Genomic DNA, 15,747 nt, shown 5'->3' with positions numbered 1-15,747 from the left:
CCGCATATGGAGACTCCCGAGGAGCTCGACCGTCTCAACGCTCGCCCGATCGACGAGCCCGCTCCGACGGGCGGCACCGGTGGCGAGGATTCCGGCGTACACGATCCGGATGTTCTTCTCGAGGTCGATCACGTGACGCTGCGGTTCGGCGGTGTGGTCGCGCTGAACGACGTCAGCTTCTCGCTGCGCAAGGGCGAGATCTTCGGCCTGATCGGGCCGAACGGCGCCGGGAAGACGACCTGCTTCAACGCGATGACCGGGGTGTACCGGCCGACCAGCGGCGGGATCCGGTTCAACGGCGAGTCGATCGTCGGCAAGAAGAAGCACGAGATCACCCGCGGTGGCATCGCCCGTACCTTCCAGAACGTGCGGCTGTTCCCGGAGATGACCGCGCTGGAGAACGTCATGGTGGGCGCGGACGCGCACCACAAGACGAGCGTGATCAGCGCGTTGTTCCGGCTGCCACGGCACTGGCAGGAGGAGCGCTCCGGCCGGGAACGCTCGCTCGAGCTGCTGCGCTTCGTCGGCATCGCGCACCGGGCCGGGGACGTCAGCCGCAATCTCTCGTACGGCGAGCAGCGCCGGCTGGAGATCGCGCGGGCCCTGGCGACGAACCCGACCCTGCTCTGCCTGGACGAGCCGGCGGCCGGCTTCAACCCGGCCGAGAAGGTGGAGTTGCTGCAGCTGATCCGCCGGATCCGGGATCTCGGCGTGACGGTGCTGCTGATCGAGCACGACATGCGCCTGGTGATGGGCGTGACCGACCGGATCGTGGTGCTGGAGTTCGGCAAGAAGATCGCCGAGGGGACTCCGGCCGAGGTGCGGGACAACCCGGCGGTCGTCGCCGCGTATCTGGGGGTGCCCACCGATGCTGCTTGAGCTGGACAACATCTCCCTCGCGTACGGCCGGATCCAGGCCCTGCACGGGATCAACCTGACCGTCGGCGAGGGCGAGATCGTCGCCCTGATCGGCGCCAACGGCGCCGGGAAGTCGACCACCATGCGGGCCATCTCGGGCCTGCGGCCGGTGTCGCAGGGCACGATCAAGTTCGACGGCCAGGACATCACGAAGATGCGCGCCGACCTGCGCGTGGTCCGCGGGGTGTCGCAGTCGCCGGAGGGACGGGGCATCTTCCCCGGCATGACGGTGCGGGAAAACCTCGAGATGGGCGCCTACACGCGCCGGGTCCGCGCCGAGATCGACGAGGACATGGAGCGGGTGTTCGGCCTGTTCCCGCGGTTGAAGGAGCGGGAGAAGCAGTCCGGGGGCACGCTGTCGGGCGGCGAGCAGCAGATGCTCGCGGTGGGCCGGGCCCTGATGAGCCGGCCGAAGCTGCTGCTGCTGGACGAGCCGTCGATGGGTCTGGCACCGATGCTGATCCAGCAGATCTTCGACATCGTCGTGGAGATCAACCAGCAGGGCACGACGATCCTGCTGGTCGAGCAGAACGCTCAGCAGGCGCTTTCCCGCGCACACCGGGCGTACGTTCTGGAAACTGGACGGATCGTGAAGGAAGGCACCGGGGCCGAGCTCTTGCACGACCCGGCGGTCAAGGACGCTTACCTGGGCGTCGCTTAACCCGATATTTCTTGCAACAGAGGAGTTTTTTATGTTCCGCACCCCCTCAGGCCGTCGGGCGATCCTCGGGCTGGCCGTCGCGGTGGCGCTGACGACCTCCGTGGCCGCCTGCGGTTCGGAGTCCGGCAGCACCGGCAGCGGCACGACGCCGACGACCAGCGCCTCGGCCGACACGAGCCTGGCCGAGAAGGTCCCGGCCGACATCAAGGCGGCCGGCAAGCTCGTCATCGGCACCGACTCGACGTACGCGCCCAGTGAGTTCCTGGACGCCGACGGCAAGACCGTCATCGGCTTCGACGTGGACCTGTTCAACGCCGTCGCCCAGAAGCTGGGCCTGACGGCGGAGTGGCAGTCGGCGAAGTTCGACAGCATCATCCCGGGCGTGAACAGCAAGAAGTACGGCGCCGGCGTCTCCTCCTTCACGATCAACAAGGATCGGCTGAAGGAGGTCACGATGGTGAGCTACTTCAGCGCCGGCACCCAGTGGGCGGCCAAGGCCGGCGCCACGATCGACCCGGACAACGCCTGCGGCAAGAAGATCGCCGTGCAGACCTCGACGGTCCAGGCCGACGACATCGCGGCCCGGTCGAAGAAGTGCACCGACGGCGGCAAGGCGAAGATCACCGTCGACCAGTACCAGGCCCAGTCGGACGCCACCAACGCCGTGGTGACCGGCAAGGACGACGCGATGCTCGCCGACTCGCCGGTCTGCGCGTACGCGGTGAAGCAGACCAACGGCCAGCTGGCCCTGCTCGGCTCCATCTACGACTCGGCGCCGTACGGCTACGTGCTGCCCAAGGACCAGGCCGACACGATGGCGGTGGCGGTCCAGGGCGCGTTGAAGGCGCTGATCGCCGACGGCACCTACAAGACGATCCTGGCGAAATGGGGCGTCGACGCGGGCGGGATCACCGACCCCGCGGTGAACCCGACCGTCTGATCCGTCGATGACCGACCAGACAACCACCGAGCGGGCACGGCCTGAACCGATCAAGGCCGTGCCCGTGCGGCACCCCGGCCGCTGGGTTCTCATCGCGGTGATGAGCGTGCTGACCGCGATGTTCGTGCACGTGCTGCTGACGAACCACCAGTTCAACTGGAAGTTCATCTTCGTCTCGTACGCGCCGGGCAAGCGCGGCGTGATGTTCACCGAACCGGTGCTCGAGGGCCTGCGCGGCACGATCCTGCTGACCATCACGTCGATGCTGATCGGCATCGTCCTGGGCGTCTTCATCGCGATCATGCGGTTGTCGGACAACCCGGTCCTGAAGTCGGTCGCGTTCGTCTACACCTGGTTCTTCCGGGCGGTGCCACGGCTCGTGCTCGCCGTGCTGTTCGGCAACCTGAACATCCTGTGGACCCGGATCGGGTTCGGCCTGCCGTTCGACCATCAGATCGGCAAGCTGTTCGGCATCGACGACCTGAACGCGCAGTTCTTCAGCGTGAAGGCGAGCGACCTGCTGGCCGGGTTCGTGGCCGGCATGCTCGCGCTGGGCCTGTCCGAGGCCGCGTACATGGCCGAGATCGTCCGGGCCGGCATCCAGTCGGTCGACTCCGGTCAGGCCGAGGCGGCCACCGCGCTGGGCCTGTCCCGGGCGCAGGTGCTGCGCCGGGTGGTGCTGCCGCAGGCGATGCGGGTGATCGTGCCGCCGACCGGCAACGAGGTCATCGCGATGGTCAAGGACACCTCGCTGGTGGCCTACGTGCCGGTCACGTTCGAGCTGTATTTCCAGCTCAACGCGGTGGCGGCCCGGACGTTCGTGGTGTTCCCGGTGCTGGTCGCCGCCGTGATCTGGTACCTGATCCTGTGCACGATCCTGATGATCGGTCAGTATTTCCTGGAGCGGCATTTCGGCAAGGGCTACGGCGCTACCGGTCGCGCCCGGCAGAAGCTGCGCGACATCGAGGCCGAGCAGAGCGGCCGGATCGCCGCCGACGGAGGGGGGTCCACATGACCGAGATGGTCAGGGCCGACAACGTGCACAAGTCGTTCGGCTCGCTGGAGGTGCTCAAGGGCATCGACCTGGTCGTCAAGTCGGGCGAGGTGTGCTGCGTGCTCGGCCCGTCCGGCTCCGGCAAATCGACGTTCCTGCGCTGCGTCAACCACCTCGAGAAGATCAACGCCGGCAAGATCTTCGTGGACGGCGACCTGGTCGGCTACCACGAGCGCGGCGGCAAGCTGCACGAGATGAAGGACAGCGACGTCTCCCGCCAGCGCCAGCAGATCGGCATGGTGTTCCAGCGGTTCAACCTCTTCCCGCACATGACCGTCCTGCAGAACGTCATGGAGGCGCCGTGCCGGGTGAAGAAGGAGGACAAGGCTGCCGTACGCGACCGCGCGGCCGGCCTCCTCGAGCGGGTCGGGCTCGGTGCGAAGAAGGACAACTACCCCGGCCAGCTCTCCGGTGGACAGCAGCAGCGGGTGGCGATCGCCCGCGCGCTGGCGATGCGGCCCAAGCTGATGCTGTTCGACGAGCCGACCAGCGCGCTCGACCCGGAACTGGTCGGCGAGGTCCTCGACGTGATGAAGGACTTGGCCCGGGACGGGATGACCATGCTGGTGGTGACCCACGAGATCGGCTTCGCCCGGGAGGTCGGCGACACCGTCGTGTTCATGGACGGCGGCGTCGTGGTCGAGCAGGGGCCGCCGGCCGAGGTCATCGCGAATCCGAAGCAGGACCGGACCAAGGCGTTCCTCAGCAAGGTGTTGTAAAGGCGACCGGGGCGGTCGGAGTTTCTGTCGTACCCCAGGGCTAGAGTTCCTGGACGTGAGCGACGACGCCCTGACCCCCCGTTTGCTGCTGCTCGACGGCCACTCGCTGGCATACCGGGCCTACTTCGCGTTGCCGGTGGAAAACTTCAGCACCGCCACCGGCCAGGCGACGAACGCGGTGTTCGGCTTCACCTCAATGCTGATCAACATGTTGCGCGACGAGAAGCCGACGCACATCGTGGTCGCGTTCGACGTCTCCCGCATCTCCTTCCGCACCGAGATCTACCCGGAGTACAAGGCCGGCCGCTCCGAGACGCCGAAGCCGTTCCTGGGCCAGGTCAGCCTGATCAAGGAGGTCCTCGACGCTCTGCGCATCCCGGTGGTGGAAAAGGAGGGCTTCGAGGCCGACGACGTGATCGCCACCCTCTCCCGCCAGGGCCGTGAGGCCGGCATGGAAGTGATCATCTCGACCGGCGACCGGGATGCGTTCCAGCTGGCCGACGAGCACACCACGATCCTCTACCCGGTGCGCGGCGTCTCCGAGGTGTGGCGGATGACCCCCGAGGCCATCGAGGCGAAATACTTCGTGCCCCCGTCCCGCTACCGGGAGAAGGCGGCGCTCGTCGGCGAGGCCAGCGACAACCTGCCCGGCGTGCCCGGCGTCGGCGACAAGACCGCCGCCAAGTGGATCACCGAGTTCGGCGGTCTCGACGGCATCGTCGCCAACGTCGACAAGATCAAGGGCAAGGCCGGCGACAACCTGCGCGCCCACCTGGCCGGGGTGCTGCGCAACTACGAGGTCAACGCGCTCAAGCGCGAGCTCGACCTGCCGCTGACGCCGGCCGACGCGAAATGGCACGGGTGGGACCGCGAGGCGGTCCACCAGGTCTTCGACGCGCTCGAGTTCCGGGTCCTGCGGGAGCGGCTGTATTCGTACCTCGACGCGGTCGAGCCCGAGGCCGAGGCCGGGTTCGACCTGTCCGGGCAAAAACTGCGCGCCGGCGAGGTCGCCGCGTGGCTCACCCGGCACGCCGCCGAGGCGCCGGTCGGCGTCGCCGTCACCGGCACCTTCGGCCGCGGCACGGGCACCCTCACCGGCATCGCGGTCGCCACCGGCGACGGCCCGGCCGGGTGGTTCGACCCGGCCGCGCTCGACCAGGCCGACGAGACCGCGGTCGCGGCGTGGCTGGCCGACCCCGACCGGCCCAAGGTGGTGCACGACGCCAAGCCCGCGTCGCTGGCCATGCGCGCGCACGGCTGGCGCCTCGAGGGCGTCCGCGTCGACACCGCCCTCGCGGCCTACCTGGCGAAACCCGACCAGCGGGCGTACGACCTGACCGACCTCGCCCTGCGCTACCTCAAGCGCGAGCTGCGCGTCGAGGAGCCGCCGAGCGGTCAGCTCGACCTGCTGGCCGGTCTCGACGATCACGACTCCGCGGCGGAGGAGGGCCTGATGCTGCGGGCCCGCGCCACCCTCGACCTGGCCGACGTGCTGACCGAGGAGCTGTCCCGCGATGGCGGCGCTTCCCAGCTGTTGTTGACCGAGGTCGAGCAGCCGCTGTCCCGCGTGCTCGCCGAGATGGAGCACCTGGGCATCGCCGCCGACACGCACTACCTTTCCGAGCTCGAGGCGCATTTCGCGGCCGAGGTCAAGGCGGCGCAGCAGGCCGCGCACGAGGTGGTCGGCCGGGAGTTCAACCTCGGCTCGCCCAAGCAGCTGCAGGAGATCCTGTTCACCGAGCGCGGCCTGCCCAAGACCAAGAAGATCAAGTCCGGGTACACAACGGATGCCGACGCCCTGCAGAGCCTGTACGCGCAGACCGCGGACCCGCTGCTGGCGCACCTGCTACGGCATCGCGACGTCGCCAAGCTCAAATCCACTGTCGACGGTCTGCTCAAGTCGGTCTCCGACGACGGGCGCATCCACACCACGTTCAACCAGACCGTCGCCGCGACCGGCCGGCTCTCCTCGACCGACCCGAACCTGCAGAACATCCCGATCCGCACCGAGGAGGGCCGGCGGATCCGTCGCGCGTTCGTCGTCGGCGAGGGCTTCGAACAGCTGATGACCGCCGACTACAGCCAGATCGAGATGCGTATCATGGCGCACCTCTCCGGCGACGAGGCGCTGATCGCGGCGTTCAACTCGGCGTTCGACTTCCACGCCGCCACCGCCTCGTCGGTCTTCCACGTCCCGGTGGAGGAGGTCGTGCCCGACCAGCGTCGCAAGATCAAGGCAATGAACTACGGACTGGCGTACGGCCTCTCCGCGTACGGGTTGTCCAACCAGCTCACCATCGGGGTGGACGAGGCCCGCGGGCTGATGGAGGAATACTTCGAGCGGTTCGGCGGCGTCCGCGAATACCTGCAGGCGGTCGTGCGGCGCGCGGTGCAGGACGGCTACACGGCCACCATCCTCGGCCGGCGCCGCTACCTGCCCGACCTGTCCAGCGACAACCGTCAGCGCCGCGAGATGGCCGAGCGGATGGCCCTCAACGCGCCGATCCAGGGCTCGGCGGCCGACATCATCAAGGTCGCGATGCTCCGGGTCGACGCCGCCATCAGGGAGTCCGGCCTGCGCTCGCGGATGCTGCTGCAGGTGCACGACGAGCTGGTCTTCGACGTGGCCCCGGGCGAACGAGAGGTGCTCGAAGAGTTGGTCCGCCGCGAGATGGGCGGCGCGCACCCGCTGTCGGTGCCGCTGGAGGTCTCGGTGGGCTCCGGCCGCGACTGGAACGGCGCCGATCACTAGGACACGCGATTCGGCCGCTTGGCGGGTGCGATTCCCCCCTACAGGTTGTAGATGTATGGTCGGCGCGGCTTGTTCGGAGAGCGGAGGTGTCGTGGGCGGCGATGAGTGCCGGTTGCGGAACACGACTGACCGGCGTGTGTGCGGCTGGTGGCCCGTGGAAAGGCTGGGCCGATGCTGAGAAAATCGAGCGGGGAGCCCGCGGTCGTGCCGGCCGACGGCGCTCCGATCGCGCAGGGCCCGATGGACCCGGCGCAGGCGAGCAGATTTGCTCCGATGTTCAAGGCACTCGGCGATCCGGTGCGCCTCCGGCTGCTCTCGATGATCGCCTCCGCGGGCGGCGGCGAGGTCTGCGTCTGCGACCTGACCGGCGCCTTCCACCTGACCGGCCCGACCATCTCGCACCACCTGCGGGTGCTGCGCGAGGCCGGCCTGGTCGACGCGGACCGGCGGGGTACGTGGGTTTACTACCGGCTGATACCGGCGGGTCTCACGGTCTTGGCAGCCCTTCTCGACGCTGGGCAGAACTTCCTGGGCTGAGCTGGCTGGCCGGGTGGGTGCGGTTGACCGGCGGCTGAGCTGGCTGGCTTCGCTTTGCTCTGGCTTGGCGGGGTGGGTGCGGTTGACCGGGTGAGTCGCGTGGGGGGACTGTCACGTGCGGCTGAGCTGGCTGGCTTCGCTTTGCTCTGGCTTGGCCGGGTGGGTGCGGTTGACCGGATGAGTCGCGTGGGGGGACTGTCACGTGCGGCTGAGCTGGCTGGCTTCGCTTCGCTCCGCGGGCGATCGCCCCTTCGAGGCTGATGAGGAGAGGCCGCTTTTCGGTACCGCAAACCCCGCGGTGCCGAAAAGCGGCCTCTCCTCATCAGCGGGGCGATCGCGGGCCGTTGCCGGATGGGGGGCACCCCGCAGACACCGGGGTGAATTGTGGTCCCCGGGCGGGTTGGCCCCGGGCGGGTTGGCCCCGGGCGGGTTGGCCCTGGGCGGGTTGGCCCTGGGCGGGTTGGCCCCGGGCGGGTTGGCCCCGGACGGGGTCGGCTCCTGGGCGGGTCGGCTCTGGTGGGTCGGCTCTGGGTGGGTTGGCCTCTGGGCGGGGCGGCTCCTTGGTGGGCTGGGCCTTAGGTGGGTTGGGCTGTTGGCAGGGTGGCTATGAAGATGGCGGTGCCGGGGAACAGGCGGCCTCGTAGGGGGCTCCACTGGCCCCAGATCTGGTCGTGGCCGGGGGGCCACTCGGGCTCTATCAGGTCGCGCAGCACGAAGCCGGCCGCGACCAGCTCGCGCACCCGGTCGCCGAGCGTGCGGTGCTGCTCGACGTAGGTCGGCCGGCCTTGCTCGTCGACCTCGACGTACGGCCGCCGGTCGAAATACGAGTTCCGCGCGATCAGGCCGCTCTCGTCCGGCTCGTCCCAGAAGATCCAGCGCATCGGGTGAGTGATCGAAAACACCCATCGGCCGCCGGGCTTGAGCACCCGGGCCACCTCGAGCATCGCGGCACCCGAGTCGGCCACGAACGGGATCGCCCCGAAGGCGGTGCAGACGATGTCGAATATGCTCTCCGCGAACGGGAGGGCCAGTGCGTCGGCTTGCACGAGCGGCACGCGTACGCCGGACCGCTCCTCCCCGCCCCGCGCCTGGCGCAGCATGCCCGCGGAAAGGTCCATGGCCACCGCGTCGGCGCCCTGCCCCTCCAGCCAGCGCGCGCCGGCGGCGGCACCGGCGCCCAACTCGAGCACCCGTTTGCCGCGCACGTCGCCGAGCAGCCGGGCATCCGCCTCGCGAAGCCCCTCGGGGCACCAGACGAAGTCGTTGTCGCCCAGGAAAGCGCCGTGTTCGCCCTGGTAGGCGTCGGCGTCGAGATCCCACCAGGCGCGGCTGGCATGTCGGCTCTCGTCGTCGGTAACCGGCCGGCGCAGCACCGTCGTCTCGGTGGCCGGGACAGCCGTCCCGGGACTCGGAACATCGATCACACAACCACGGTACGCGAGGGCGTGTCGCGGTCCTGATTCGGCATATTTCGGGCAGACTGGGGGGTTTCCTCCGAACATTGTGCCGCGGTCGTCGGGAGGGCTTGCAACCTGTGGTAATGCGCACGGTAAGCTAGTCGATGCGCTCGCGGATCGTGTGCCTCGGCAGGGAGCAGGCTCCGTGGTCGTCGGTCGCAGCACGATCGACTGCAAGGATCTGATCTTTCCCGGTCCGGTCTTTCTCGCTCGGTTGTGTCGTGCCCGTCGGCAGTTTCGTGGAGCGCGAGAGACACCACAAAACCATCCGTTCGGAGCAACTGTCCACATGACGAGCAGCATCGAGGCCACCTCGAGCGCCAACAAGGTCACCGTCGACGATCTCGGGTCCGAGGAAGCATTCCTCGCCGCCATCGACGAGACCATCAAGTACTTCAACGACGGCGACATTGTCGAAGGCACCGTCGTCAAGGTCGATCGGGACGAGGTCCTGCTCGACATCGGCTACAAGACCGAGGGCGTCATCCCCTCGCGCGAGTTGTCGATCAAGCATGACGTGGACCCCGCGGAAGTGGTGTCGGTCGGTGACCACATCGAGGCTCTTGTTCTCACCAAGGAGGACAAGGAAGGCCGCCTGATCCTGTCCAAGAAGCGCGCTCAGTACGAGCGGGCCTGGGGCACGATCGAGAAGATCAAGGAAGACGACGGCGTCGTGCGTGGCTCCGTCATCGAGGTCGTCAAGGGTGGTCTCATCCTCGACATCGGCCTCCGCGGCTTCCTGCCGGCCTCGCTGGTCGAGATGCGGCGCGTCCGCGACCTGCAGCCGTACGTCGGCCGCGAGCTCGAGGCGAAGATCATCGAGCTGGACAAGAACCGCAACAACGTGGTCCTGTCCCGCCGTGCGTGGCTCGAGCAGACGCAGTCCGAGGTGCGCACCGAGTTCCTCAACAAGCTGCAGAAGGGCCAGGTCCGCAAGGGCGTCGTCTCCTCGATCGTCAACTTCGGCGCGTTCGTGGACCTCGGCGGCGTCGACGGCCTGGTGCACGTCTCCGAGCTCTCCTGGAAGCACATCGACCACCCCTCCGAGGTCGTCGAGGTCGGCCAGGAGGTCGAGGTCGAGGTGCTCGACGTCGACCTGGACCGCGAGCGTGTCTCGCTGTCGCTGAAGGCGACCCAGGAAGACCCGTGGCGTCAGTTCGCCCGCACCCACGCGATCAACCAGATCGTCCCGGGCAAGGTCACCAAGCTGGTTCCGTTCGGCGCGTTCGTCCGCGTCGACGACGGCATCGAGGGCCTGGTGCACATCTCCGAGCTGGCCGAGCGGCACGTCGAGCTGCCCGAGCAGGTCGTCCAGGTGGGCTCCGACGTCCTGGTCAAGGTCATCGACATCGACCTGGAGCGCCGGCGCATCTCGCTGTCGCTCAAGCAGGCCAACGAGGGCTTCGTCGAGGGCGAGGAGCACTTCGACCCGACCCTCTACGGCATGGCCGCGACCTACGACGCCGAGGGCAACTACATCTACCCGGAGGGCTTCGACCCCGAGACGGGCGAGTGGCTCGAGGGCTTCGAGAAGCAGCGCGAGACGTGGGAGAAGCAGTACGCCGACGCCCGCGAGCGCTGGGAGGCCCACACCAAGCAGGTGCAGGCGTCCCGCGACGCCGACGCCGAGGCCGCGCTCAACCCGGCGCCGGCCGCCGCTGGTGGCCCTGCCGCCGCCTCGGCCACCTCGTCGAGCTCGCCGGCTCCGGCGCGCGCCGCCGAGGAGCCGTCCGGCACCCTGGCCACCGACGAGGCTCTCGCTGCCCTGCGCGAGAAGCTGGCCGGCGGCAAGAACTGAGGTAGCACGTAGCAGCAGCACGAAGGGCCGTCCCGGTTAGGGGCGGCCCTTCGCCGTGTCCGGGCCGCGGGGGCCGTTCGCCGTGTCCGGGCGGCGGCAGTTCGCCGTGTCCGGGCCGCGTTGGGTGGGTGTCCGGGCCTTCGCCATGCGCGGGCGGCCCGGGTGGCCTTGGGCATGTGCGGGCGGGGGCGGACGGGCTCAGGCCGCGTTCAACGGCGATAATTGGGCGGTGCTGAGGGTCGGGTTGACGGGCGGGATCGGGGCGGGCAAGAGTGCGGTCGCGCGGCGGCTCGCGCAGCGCGGTGCGGTGATCATCGACGCGGACAAGCTGGCCCGCGAGGTCGTGGCGGCCGGGACGCCGGGGCTCGCCGAGATCGTCGAGGTGTTCGGGTCCGGCGTGCTCACCGGCGCGGGTGACCTCGACCGGCCGGCCTTGGCGGCCAAGGTCTTCGGCGACGAGGAAGCCCGCCGCCGGCTCGAGCGGATCATCCATCCCCGGGTGCGCGAGCGGACCGTCGAGATGACCCGGGCGGCCGCGCCCGACGCCATCGTGGTGAACGACGTGCCGCTCCTGGTCGAGACGGGGCTGCCACCCACGTACCACCTGGTCTTGGTCGTGGAGACCCGGCATGAGCTGCGCCTGCGGCGTCTCGAGCAGACCCGCGGGATGACCGCCGAGGAGGCGACCGCGCGGATCGGCGCGCAGGCCGACGACGCCCGGCGCCGGGCCGCCTGCGACGTCGTGGTGGACAACAACGGCACGATGGAGCAACTGCACGGGCAGGTCGACCTGCTCTACCGGGAGCGGCTCGTGCCGTTCGAGCAGCACCTGCGGCTGCACGTCGCCGCCCCGGCCGGCCACGAGCTGGTGATCGCCGAGCCCGACCCGAGCTGGCCCGGGCAGGCGGCTCGGCTGATCGCCCGGATCCGGCACGCGATCGGCGCGGAGGCCGCGATCGAGCACATCGGCTCGACCGCGGTGCCCGGGCTGCCGGCCAAGGACGTCATCGACCTGATGCTGGCCGTGCGCACCCTCGACGAGGCCGACGCGCTGGCCGACCGGCTGGCCGAGGCCGGTTTCCCGCGGCGCGCGGGGGAGTGGGCCGACAACGCGCGCGGAGTGCCCGGCGAGACCTGGCCGAAGAGGCTGCACGGCAACGCCGACCCCGGTCGCCCGGTCAACCTGCACGTCCGGGTGGCCGGTTCGCCGGGCTGGCGGTTCGCCCTGCTCATGCGGGACCACCTGCGCGCGATCCCGGCGGCGCGGGACGCCTATGCCGCGGCGAAGGCCGAGTGGTCCTGCGAGCACCAAGACCGTTTCGCGTACGGCGAGGCCAAGGAGCCGTGGTTCGACGCGGAGGCGCGGGCGGCCGACGACTGGGCGGAGGAAACCGGCTGGGAGCCCGGCGAGTAACCCGGCCCGGCCTGGTCGACGAGTCGCTGGCCGACGGCCGCGCGGGTGCCCGACGGTGGGCGGGGTGGCGTGACGGGCGCGCGGGTGCCCGATGGTGCGCGGGGTGGCGTGACGGCCGTGCGGGTGCGCGGGGTGGCGTGACGGCCGTGCGGGTACCCGATGGTGCGCGGGGTGGCGTGACGGCCGCGCGGGTGCGCGGGGTGGCGTGACGGCCGTGCGGGTGCCCGATGGTGCGCGAGGTGGCGTGACGGCCGCGCGGGTGCCCGACGGTGCGCGGGTGGATAGGCGGCGGGCGCGGCCCAGGCCGTACCTGTGCCGAGACGAGAAGGGCGCTCGCGGCGGCCGGTCAGCGCTCAGCGCGACCCCCGTGGGTGCGCATGCCCGGAAGAGTCCGGGGCGCATCGACCACGGTCCGGACGGACGGACCGTGTGGTGATCCGTCATCGTGCCGGGCGGCCGCCGCGAGCGGCCTACCCGAACAGGCTAGGCGAGGCCCGCAAGGCCGGACAACACGGCGAATGTGCACCCTCAGCACAGAGGTTCGCCGAGAGGGTCCCGCGACCCGGAGAACTTGTCATACCCCCGACGTACGGTTGTCCCCATGGCGCTCGACATCCCAGTTCTCGACGGCCGGTTCGAGGTCGTCAGTGAGTTTCAGCCCGCCGGTGACCAGCCGGCGGCCATCGACGAGCTGGAGCGACGGGTCCGGCGCGGCGACCGGCACACGGTGCTGCTCGGCGCCACCGGCACCGGCAAGAGCGCGACGACCGCGTGGCTGATCGAGCGGCTGCAGCGGCCCGCGCTGGTGCTGGCGCCCAACAAGACGCTCTGCGCCCAGCTGGCGAAGGAGTTTCGCGAGCTGCTGCCCAACAACGCCGTCGAATACTTCGTGAGTTACTACGACTACTACCAGCCCGAGGCCTATATCGCGCAGACCGACACGTACATCGAGAAGGACTCCTCGGTCAACGAGGAGGTCGAGCGCCTGCGCCACTCCGCCACCATGTCCCTGCTGACCCGGCGGGACGTGGTCGTGGTCGCCACGGTGAGCGCCATCTACGGCCTCGGCACCCCCCAGGAGTACGTGGACCGTTCCGTCCGGCTGAAGGTCGGCGAGGAGGTCGACCGCGACAAGCTGCTCCGCCGCCTGGTCGACATCCAGTACGCGCGCAACGACATGTCCTTCCAACGGGGGACCTTCCGGGTGCGCGGGGACACGCTGGAGATCATCCCGGCGTACGAGGAGCTGGCCGTCCGGGTCGAGCTGTTCGGCGACGAGGTGGAGAAGCTGTACTACCTGCACCCGCTGACCGGCGAGGTGATCCGCGAGGTCAGCGAGCTGATCATCTTCCCGGCCACGCACTACGTGGCCGGCCCGGAGCGGATGGAGCGGGCGATCCGCGGCATCGAGGCCGAGCTGGAGGAGCGGCTGGCCGAGCTGGAGCGGCAGGGCAAGCTGCTCGAGGCGCAGCGGCTGCGCATGCGCACGACGTACGACGTCGAGATGATGCGCCAGGTCGGCTTCTGCAACGGCATCGAGAACTACTCGATGCACATGGACGGCCGCACCTACGGCGAACCGTCGTACACGTTGCTCGACTACTTCCCCGACGACTTCCTCACGGTCATCGACGAGTCGCACCAGACCATTCCGCAGATCGGCGGCATGTACGAGGGTGACGCCTCCCGCAAACGGATCCTCATCGAGCACGGGTTCCGGCTGCCCAGCGCCGCCGACAACCGGCCGCTGCGGTGGGACGAGTTCCTCGAGCGGGTCGGCCAGATGGTGTTCCTGTCGGCGACCCCCGGGCCGTGGGAGATGCAGCAGGCGCAGGGCGAGTTCGTCGAGCAGGTGATCCGGCCGACCGGCCTGGTCGACCCGCAGGTCGTGGTGAAACCGACCAAGGGCCAGATCGACGACCTGATGCACGAGATCCGGCTGCGCACCGAGCGCAACGAGCGGGTCCTGGTCACCACGCTGACCAAGAAGATGGCCGAGGACCTCACCGACTACCTGCTGGAAAACGGCATCCGGGTGCGCTACCTGCACTCCGAGGTCGACACGCTGCGCCGGGTCGAGCTGCTCAAAGAGCTGCGCAAGGGCGACTACGACGTGCTGGTCGGCATCAACCTGCTGCGCGAGGGCCTCGACCTGCCCGAGGTGTCGCTGGTGGCGATCCTCGACGCGGACAAGGAGGGCTTCCTGCGCAGCGGGCGGTCGCTGATCCAGACCATTGGCCGGGCCGCGCGTAACGTCTCCGGCGAGGTCCACATGTACGCCGACAAGGTCACCCCGTCGATGCGGGACGCGATCGACGAGACCGACAGGCGCCGGGCCAAGCAGATCGCCCACAACGAGGCCAACGGCATCACACCGCAGGCCCTGCGCAAGAAGATCCACGACATCCTCGACGACATCTACCGCGAGGCCGAGGACACCGACGCCGCGGTCAGCGGCCCGATGGTCGGCGGCGGCGGCCGTCAGATCTCGCGTGGCAAGGCCCCGGTCCCCGAGACCAGGTCGAAGGCCCGCGCGTCGAGCGGCACGGCCCGCGCCGGCATGGCCCGTGCCGAGCTGGCCCAGCTGATCCAGGACCTGAACGACCAGATGCTGGCGGCGGCCCGAGAGCTCCAGTTCGAGCTGGCCGCCCGCATCCGCGACGAGATGGCCGAGCTGAAGAAGGAGCTCCGCGGCATGGACATGGCCGGCGTGAAGTAGGGACGGCAGTCGCTCGCCCCGGTGCCCTGGCGCGGGCGGTCGTCGTTCGCCCCGGTGCCCGGTGCCCGGTGCCCGGTGCCCGGTGCCCGGTGCCCGGTGCCCGGTGCCCGGTGCCCGGTGCCCGGTGCCCGGTGGTGCGGTGCGGTGCGGTGCGGCCAGGCGCGGTCCGGTGCGATGCAGTCCGGCCCGGCGGCGCGGTGCGGCCGGGCGCGGTGCGGTGCGGCCCAGTCCGACCCGGCGGTGCGGCGTGGTGCGATCAGGAGCGGCGCGGTGCGGTCCGGCCCGGTGCGGTGCGGCCCGGCGGCGCGGTGCGGCCCGGCGGTGCGGTGCGGCCAGGATCGGCACGGTGCGGTGCGGCCGGGCGGGGGCCCGGTGCGGTCCGGCGGGGTGGGTGGCTGTCGCTGGTTGCGTGTTTCGGTGCGGGCGACTGCGGTTCATGCGGTGCGGGTGGCCGTCGGGTGCGGGGTGCGGGTGGTCGGGGCGAGTGAGCTAGCCTCCTAGGAAGCTTGAGCGGGGCGGCGCTGGTCACAGCGGGGGTGACCTGGTCGTCAGCTGGGGATGAACGAGGTCCGTCGGCGGCGCGCTAGACTGGTTAGCGGAACCTAACTGGATGGGTGGTTTCGGTCGTCGGCCGGGACATGCCTTTTCGTGGTGCCGTGCCATTGGTCTCGGGATGAGACACAATGGCTGCCGTAGGAGGGGAGTATTCCCTCGCACCGGTCTCGTCAGCACGGAATGTCCCTGGTGGGGCTACCCGGGGCCGGTGGTCGCTCAGGCG

11 protein-coding genes are annotated in these 15,747 nt (G+C 69.8%); 10 read left to right on the top strand and 1 reads right to left on the bottom strand.

Annotated features, from left to right (window positions below; all coding sequences use genetic code 11):
* Positions 1 to 6 precede the first annotated feature (6 nt).
* The 7 genes from ODJ79_RS07095 to ODJ79_RS07065 all read left to right on the top strand — a co-directional run bounded on the left by ODJ79_RS07095 (position 7) and on the right by ODJ79_RS07065 (position 7,581).
* A complete protein-coding gene (locus tag ODJ79_RS07095) occupies positions 7 to 879 on the top strand; it encodes an ABC transporter ATP-binding protein (RefSeq protein WP_411267276.1) in 873 nt (290 codons plus the stop codon).
* The gene (locus ODJ79_RS07090) at positions 869 to 1,579 is read left to right on the top strand and encodes an ABC transporter ATP-binding protein (protein WP_263022497.1); all 711 of its coding nucleotides are present in this window, start codon (positions 869 to 871) and stop codon (positions 1,577 to 1,579) included. The genes ODJ79_RS07095 and ODJ79_RS07090 overlap by 11 nt, the downstream gene beginning before the upstream one ends.
* 31 nt (positions 1,580 to 1,610) lie before the next feature.
* Positions 1,611 to 2,519 (top strand): ABC transporter substrate-binding protein, encoded by a 909-nt coding sequence (locus ODJ79_RS07085; RefSeq protein WP_263022496.1) that lies wholly within the window; start codon positions 1,611 to 1,613, stop codon positions 2,517 to 2,519.
* Positions 2,520 to 2,526: 7 nt separating this feature from the next.
* Complete coding sequence (locus ODJ79_RS07080; protein WP_263022495.1) at positions 2,527 to 3,534, top strand: amino acid ABC transporter permease; 1,008 nt, start codon at positions 2,527 to 2,529, stop codon at positions 3,532 to 3,534.
* Positions 3,531 to 4,292 carry an amino acid ABC transporter ATP-binding protein gene (locus ODJ79_RS07075; protein ID WP_317620641.1) on the top strand — a complete coding sequence of 254 codons (762 nt, stop codon included), beginning with the start codon at positions 3,531 to 3,533 and terminating at the stop codon, positions 4,290 to 4,292. The genes ODJ79_RS07080 and ODJ79_RS07075 overlap by 4 nt, the downstream gene beginning before the upstream one ends.
* 55 nt (positions 4,293 to 4,347) lie before the next feature.
* Positions 4,348 to 7,044, top strand: a complete 2,697-nt coding sequence (gene polA, locus ODJ79_RS07070; RefSeq protein WP_263022494.1) for a DNA polymerase I — start codon at positions 4,348 to 4,350, stop codon at positions 7,042 to 7,044.
* 171 nt (positions 7,045 to 7,215) lie between these two features.
* Positions 7,216 to 7,581 (top strand): ArsR/SmtB family transcription factor, encoded by a 366-nt coding sequence (locus tag ODJ79_RS07065; protein WP_411267271.1) that lies wholly within the window; start codon positions 7,216 to 7,218, stop codon positions 7,579 to 7,581.
* A gap of 575 nt (positions 7,582 to 8,156) precedes the next feature.
* On the opposite strand, the gene ODJ79_RS07060 is transcribed toward ODJ79_RS07065, so the two are convergent.
* The gene (locus ODJ79_RS07060) at positions 8,157 to 9,005 is read right to left on the bottom strand and encodes a class I SAM-dependent methyltransferase (protein ID WP_263022493.1); all 849 of its coding nucleotides are present in this window, start codon (positions 9,003 to 9,005) and stop codon (positions 8,157 to 8,159) included.
* A gap of 322 nt (positions 9,006 to 9,327) precedes the next feature.
* On the opposite strand from ODJ79_RS07060, the gene rpsA reads away from it, so the two are divergent.
* The 3 genes from rpsA (at position 9,328) to uvrB (ending at position 14,969) form a co-directional block, all read left to right on the top strand.
* On the top strand, positions 9,328 to 10,836 hold the full coding sequence (rpsA, locus tag ODJ79_RS07055) for a 30S ribosomal protein S1 (protein ID WP_263022492.1): 1,509 nt from the start codon (positions 9,328 to 9,330) through the stop codon (positions 10,834 to 10,836).
* 229 nt (positions 10,837 to 11,065) lie between these two features.
* Positions 11,066 to 12,250, top strand: coding sequence for a dephospho-CoA kinase (gene coaE, locus ODJ79_RS07050; RefSeq protein ID WP_263022491.1), 1,185 nt, complete (start codon positions 11,066 to 11,068; stop codon positions 12,248 to 12,250).
* Positions 12,251 to 12,851: 601 nt separating this feature from the next.
* The gene (gene uvrB, locus ODJ79_RS07045) at positions 12,852 to 14,969 is read left to right on the top strand and encodes an excinuclease ABC subunit UvrB (protein WP_263022490.1); all 2,118 of its coding nucleotides are present in this window, start codon (positions 12,852 to 12,854) and stop codon (positions 14,967 to 14,969) included.
* The last annotated feature ends 778 nt before the right edge of the window (positions 14,970 to 15,747 follow it).

The sequence above is a fragment of the Actinoplanes sp. KI2 genome, from assembly GCF_025630775.1.
Classification (GTDB): domain Bacteria; phylum Actinomycetota; class Actinomycetes; order Mycobacteriales; family Micromonosporaceae; genus Actinoplanes.
This window is presented reverse-complemented; position numbering and strand designations above follow the sequence as displayed.

Coding starts and splice junctions, on each gene's coding strand:
- ODJ79_RS07095 (WP_411267276.1), top strand. CDS start 7: ATGGAGACTCCCGAGGAGCTCGACCGTCTCAACGCTCGCCCGATCGAC.
- rpsA (WP_263022492.1), top strand. CDS start 9,328: ATGACGAGCAGCATCGAGGCCACCTCGAGCGCCAACAAGGTCACCGTC.
- ODJ79_RS07075 (WP_317620641.1), top strand. CDS start 3,531: ATGACCGAGATGGTCAGGGCCGACAACGTGCACAAGTCGTTCGGCTCG.
- ODJ79_RS07080 (WP_263022495.1), top strand. CDS start 2,527: ATGACCGACCAGACAACCACCGAGCGGGCACGGCCTGAACCGATCAAG.
- ODJ79_RS07090 (WP_263022497.1), top strand. CDS start 869: ATGCTGCTTGAGCTGGACAACATCTCCCTCGCGTACGGCCGGATCCAG.
- ODJ79_RS07065 (WP_411267271.1), top strand. CDS start 7,216: ATGCTGAGAAAATCGAGCGGGGAGCCCGCGGTCGTGCCGGCCGACGGC.
- ODJ79_RS07085 (WP_263022496.1), top strand. CDS start 1,611: ATGTTCCGCACCCCCTCAGGCCGTCGGGCGATCCTCGGGCTGGCCGTC.
- uvrB (WP_263022490.1), top strand. CDS start 12,852: ATGGCGCTCGACATCCCAGTTCTCGACGGCCGGTTCGAGGTCGTCAGT.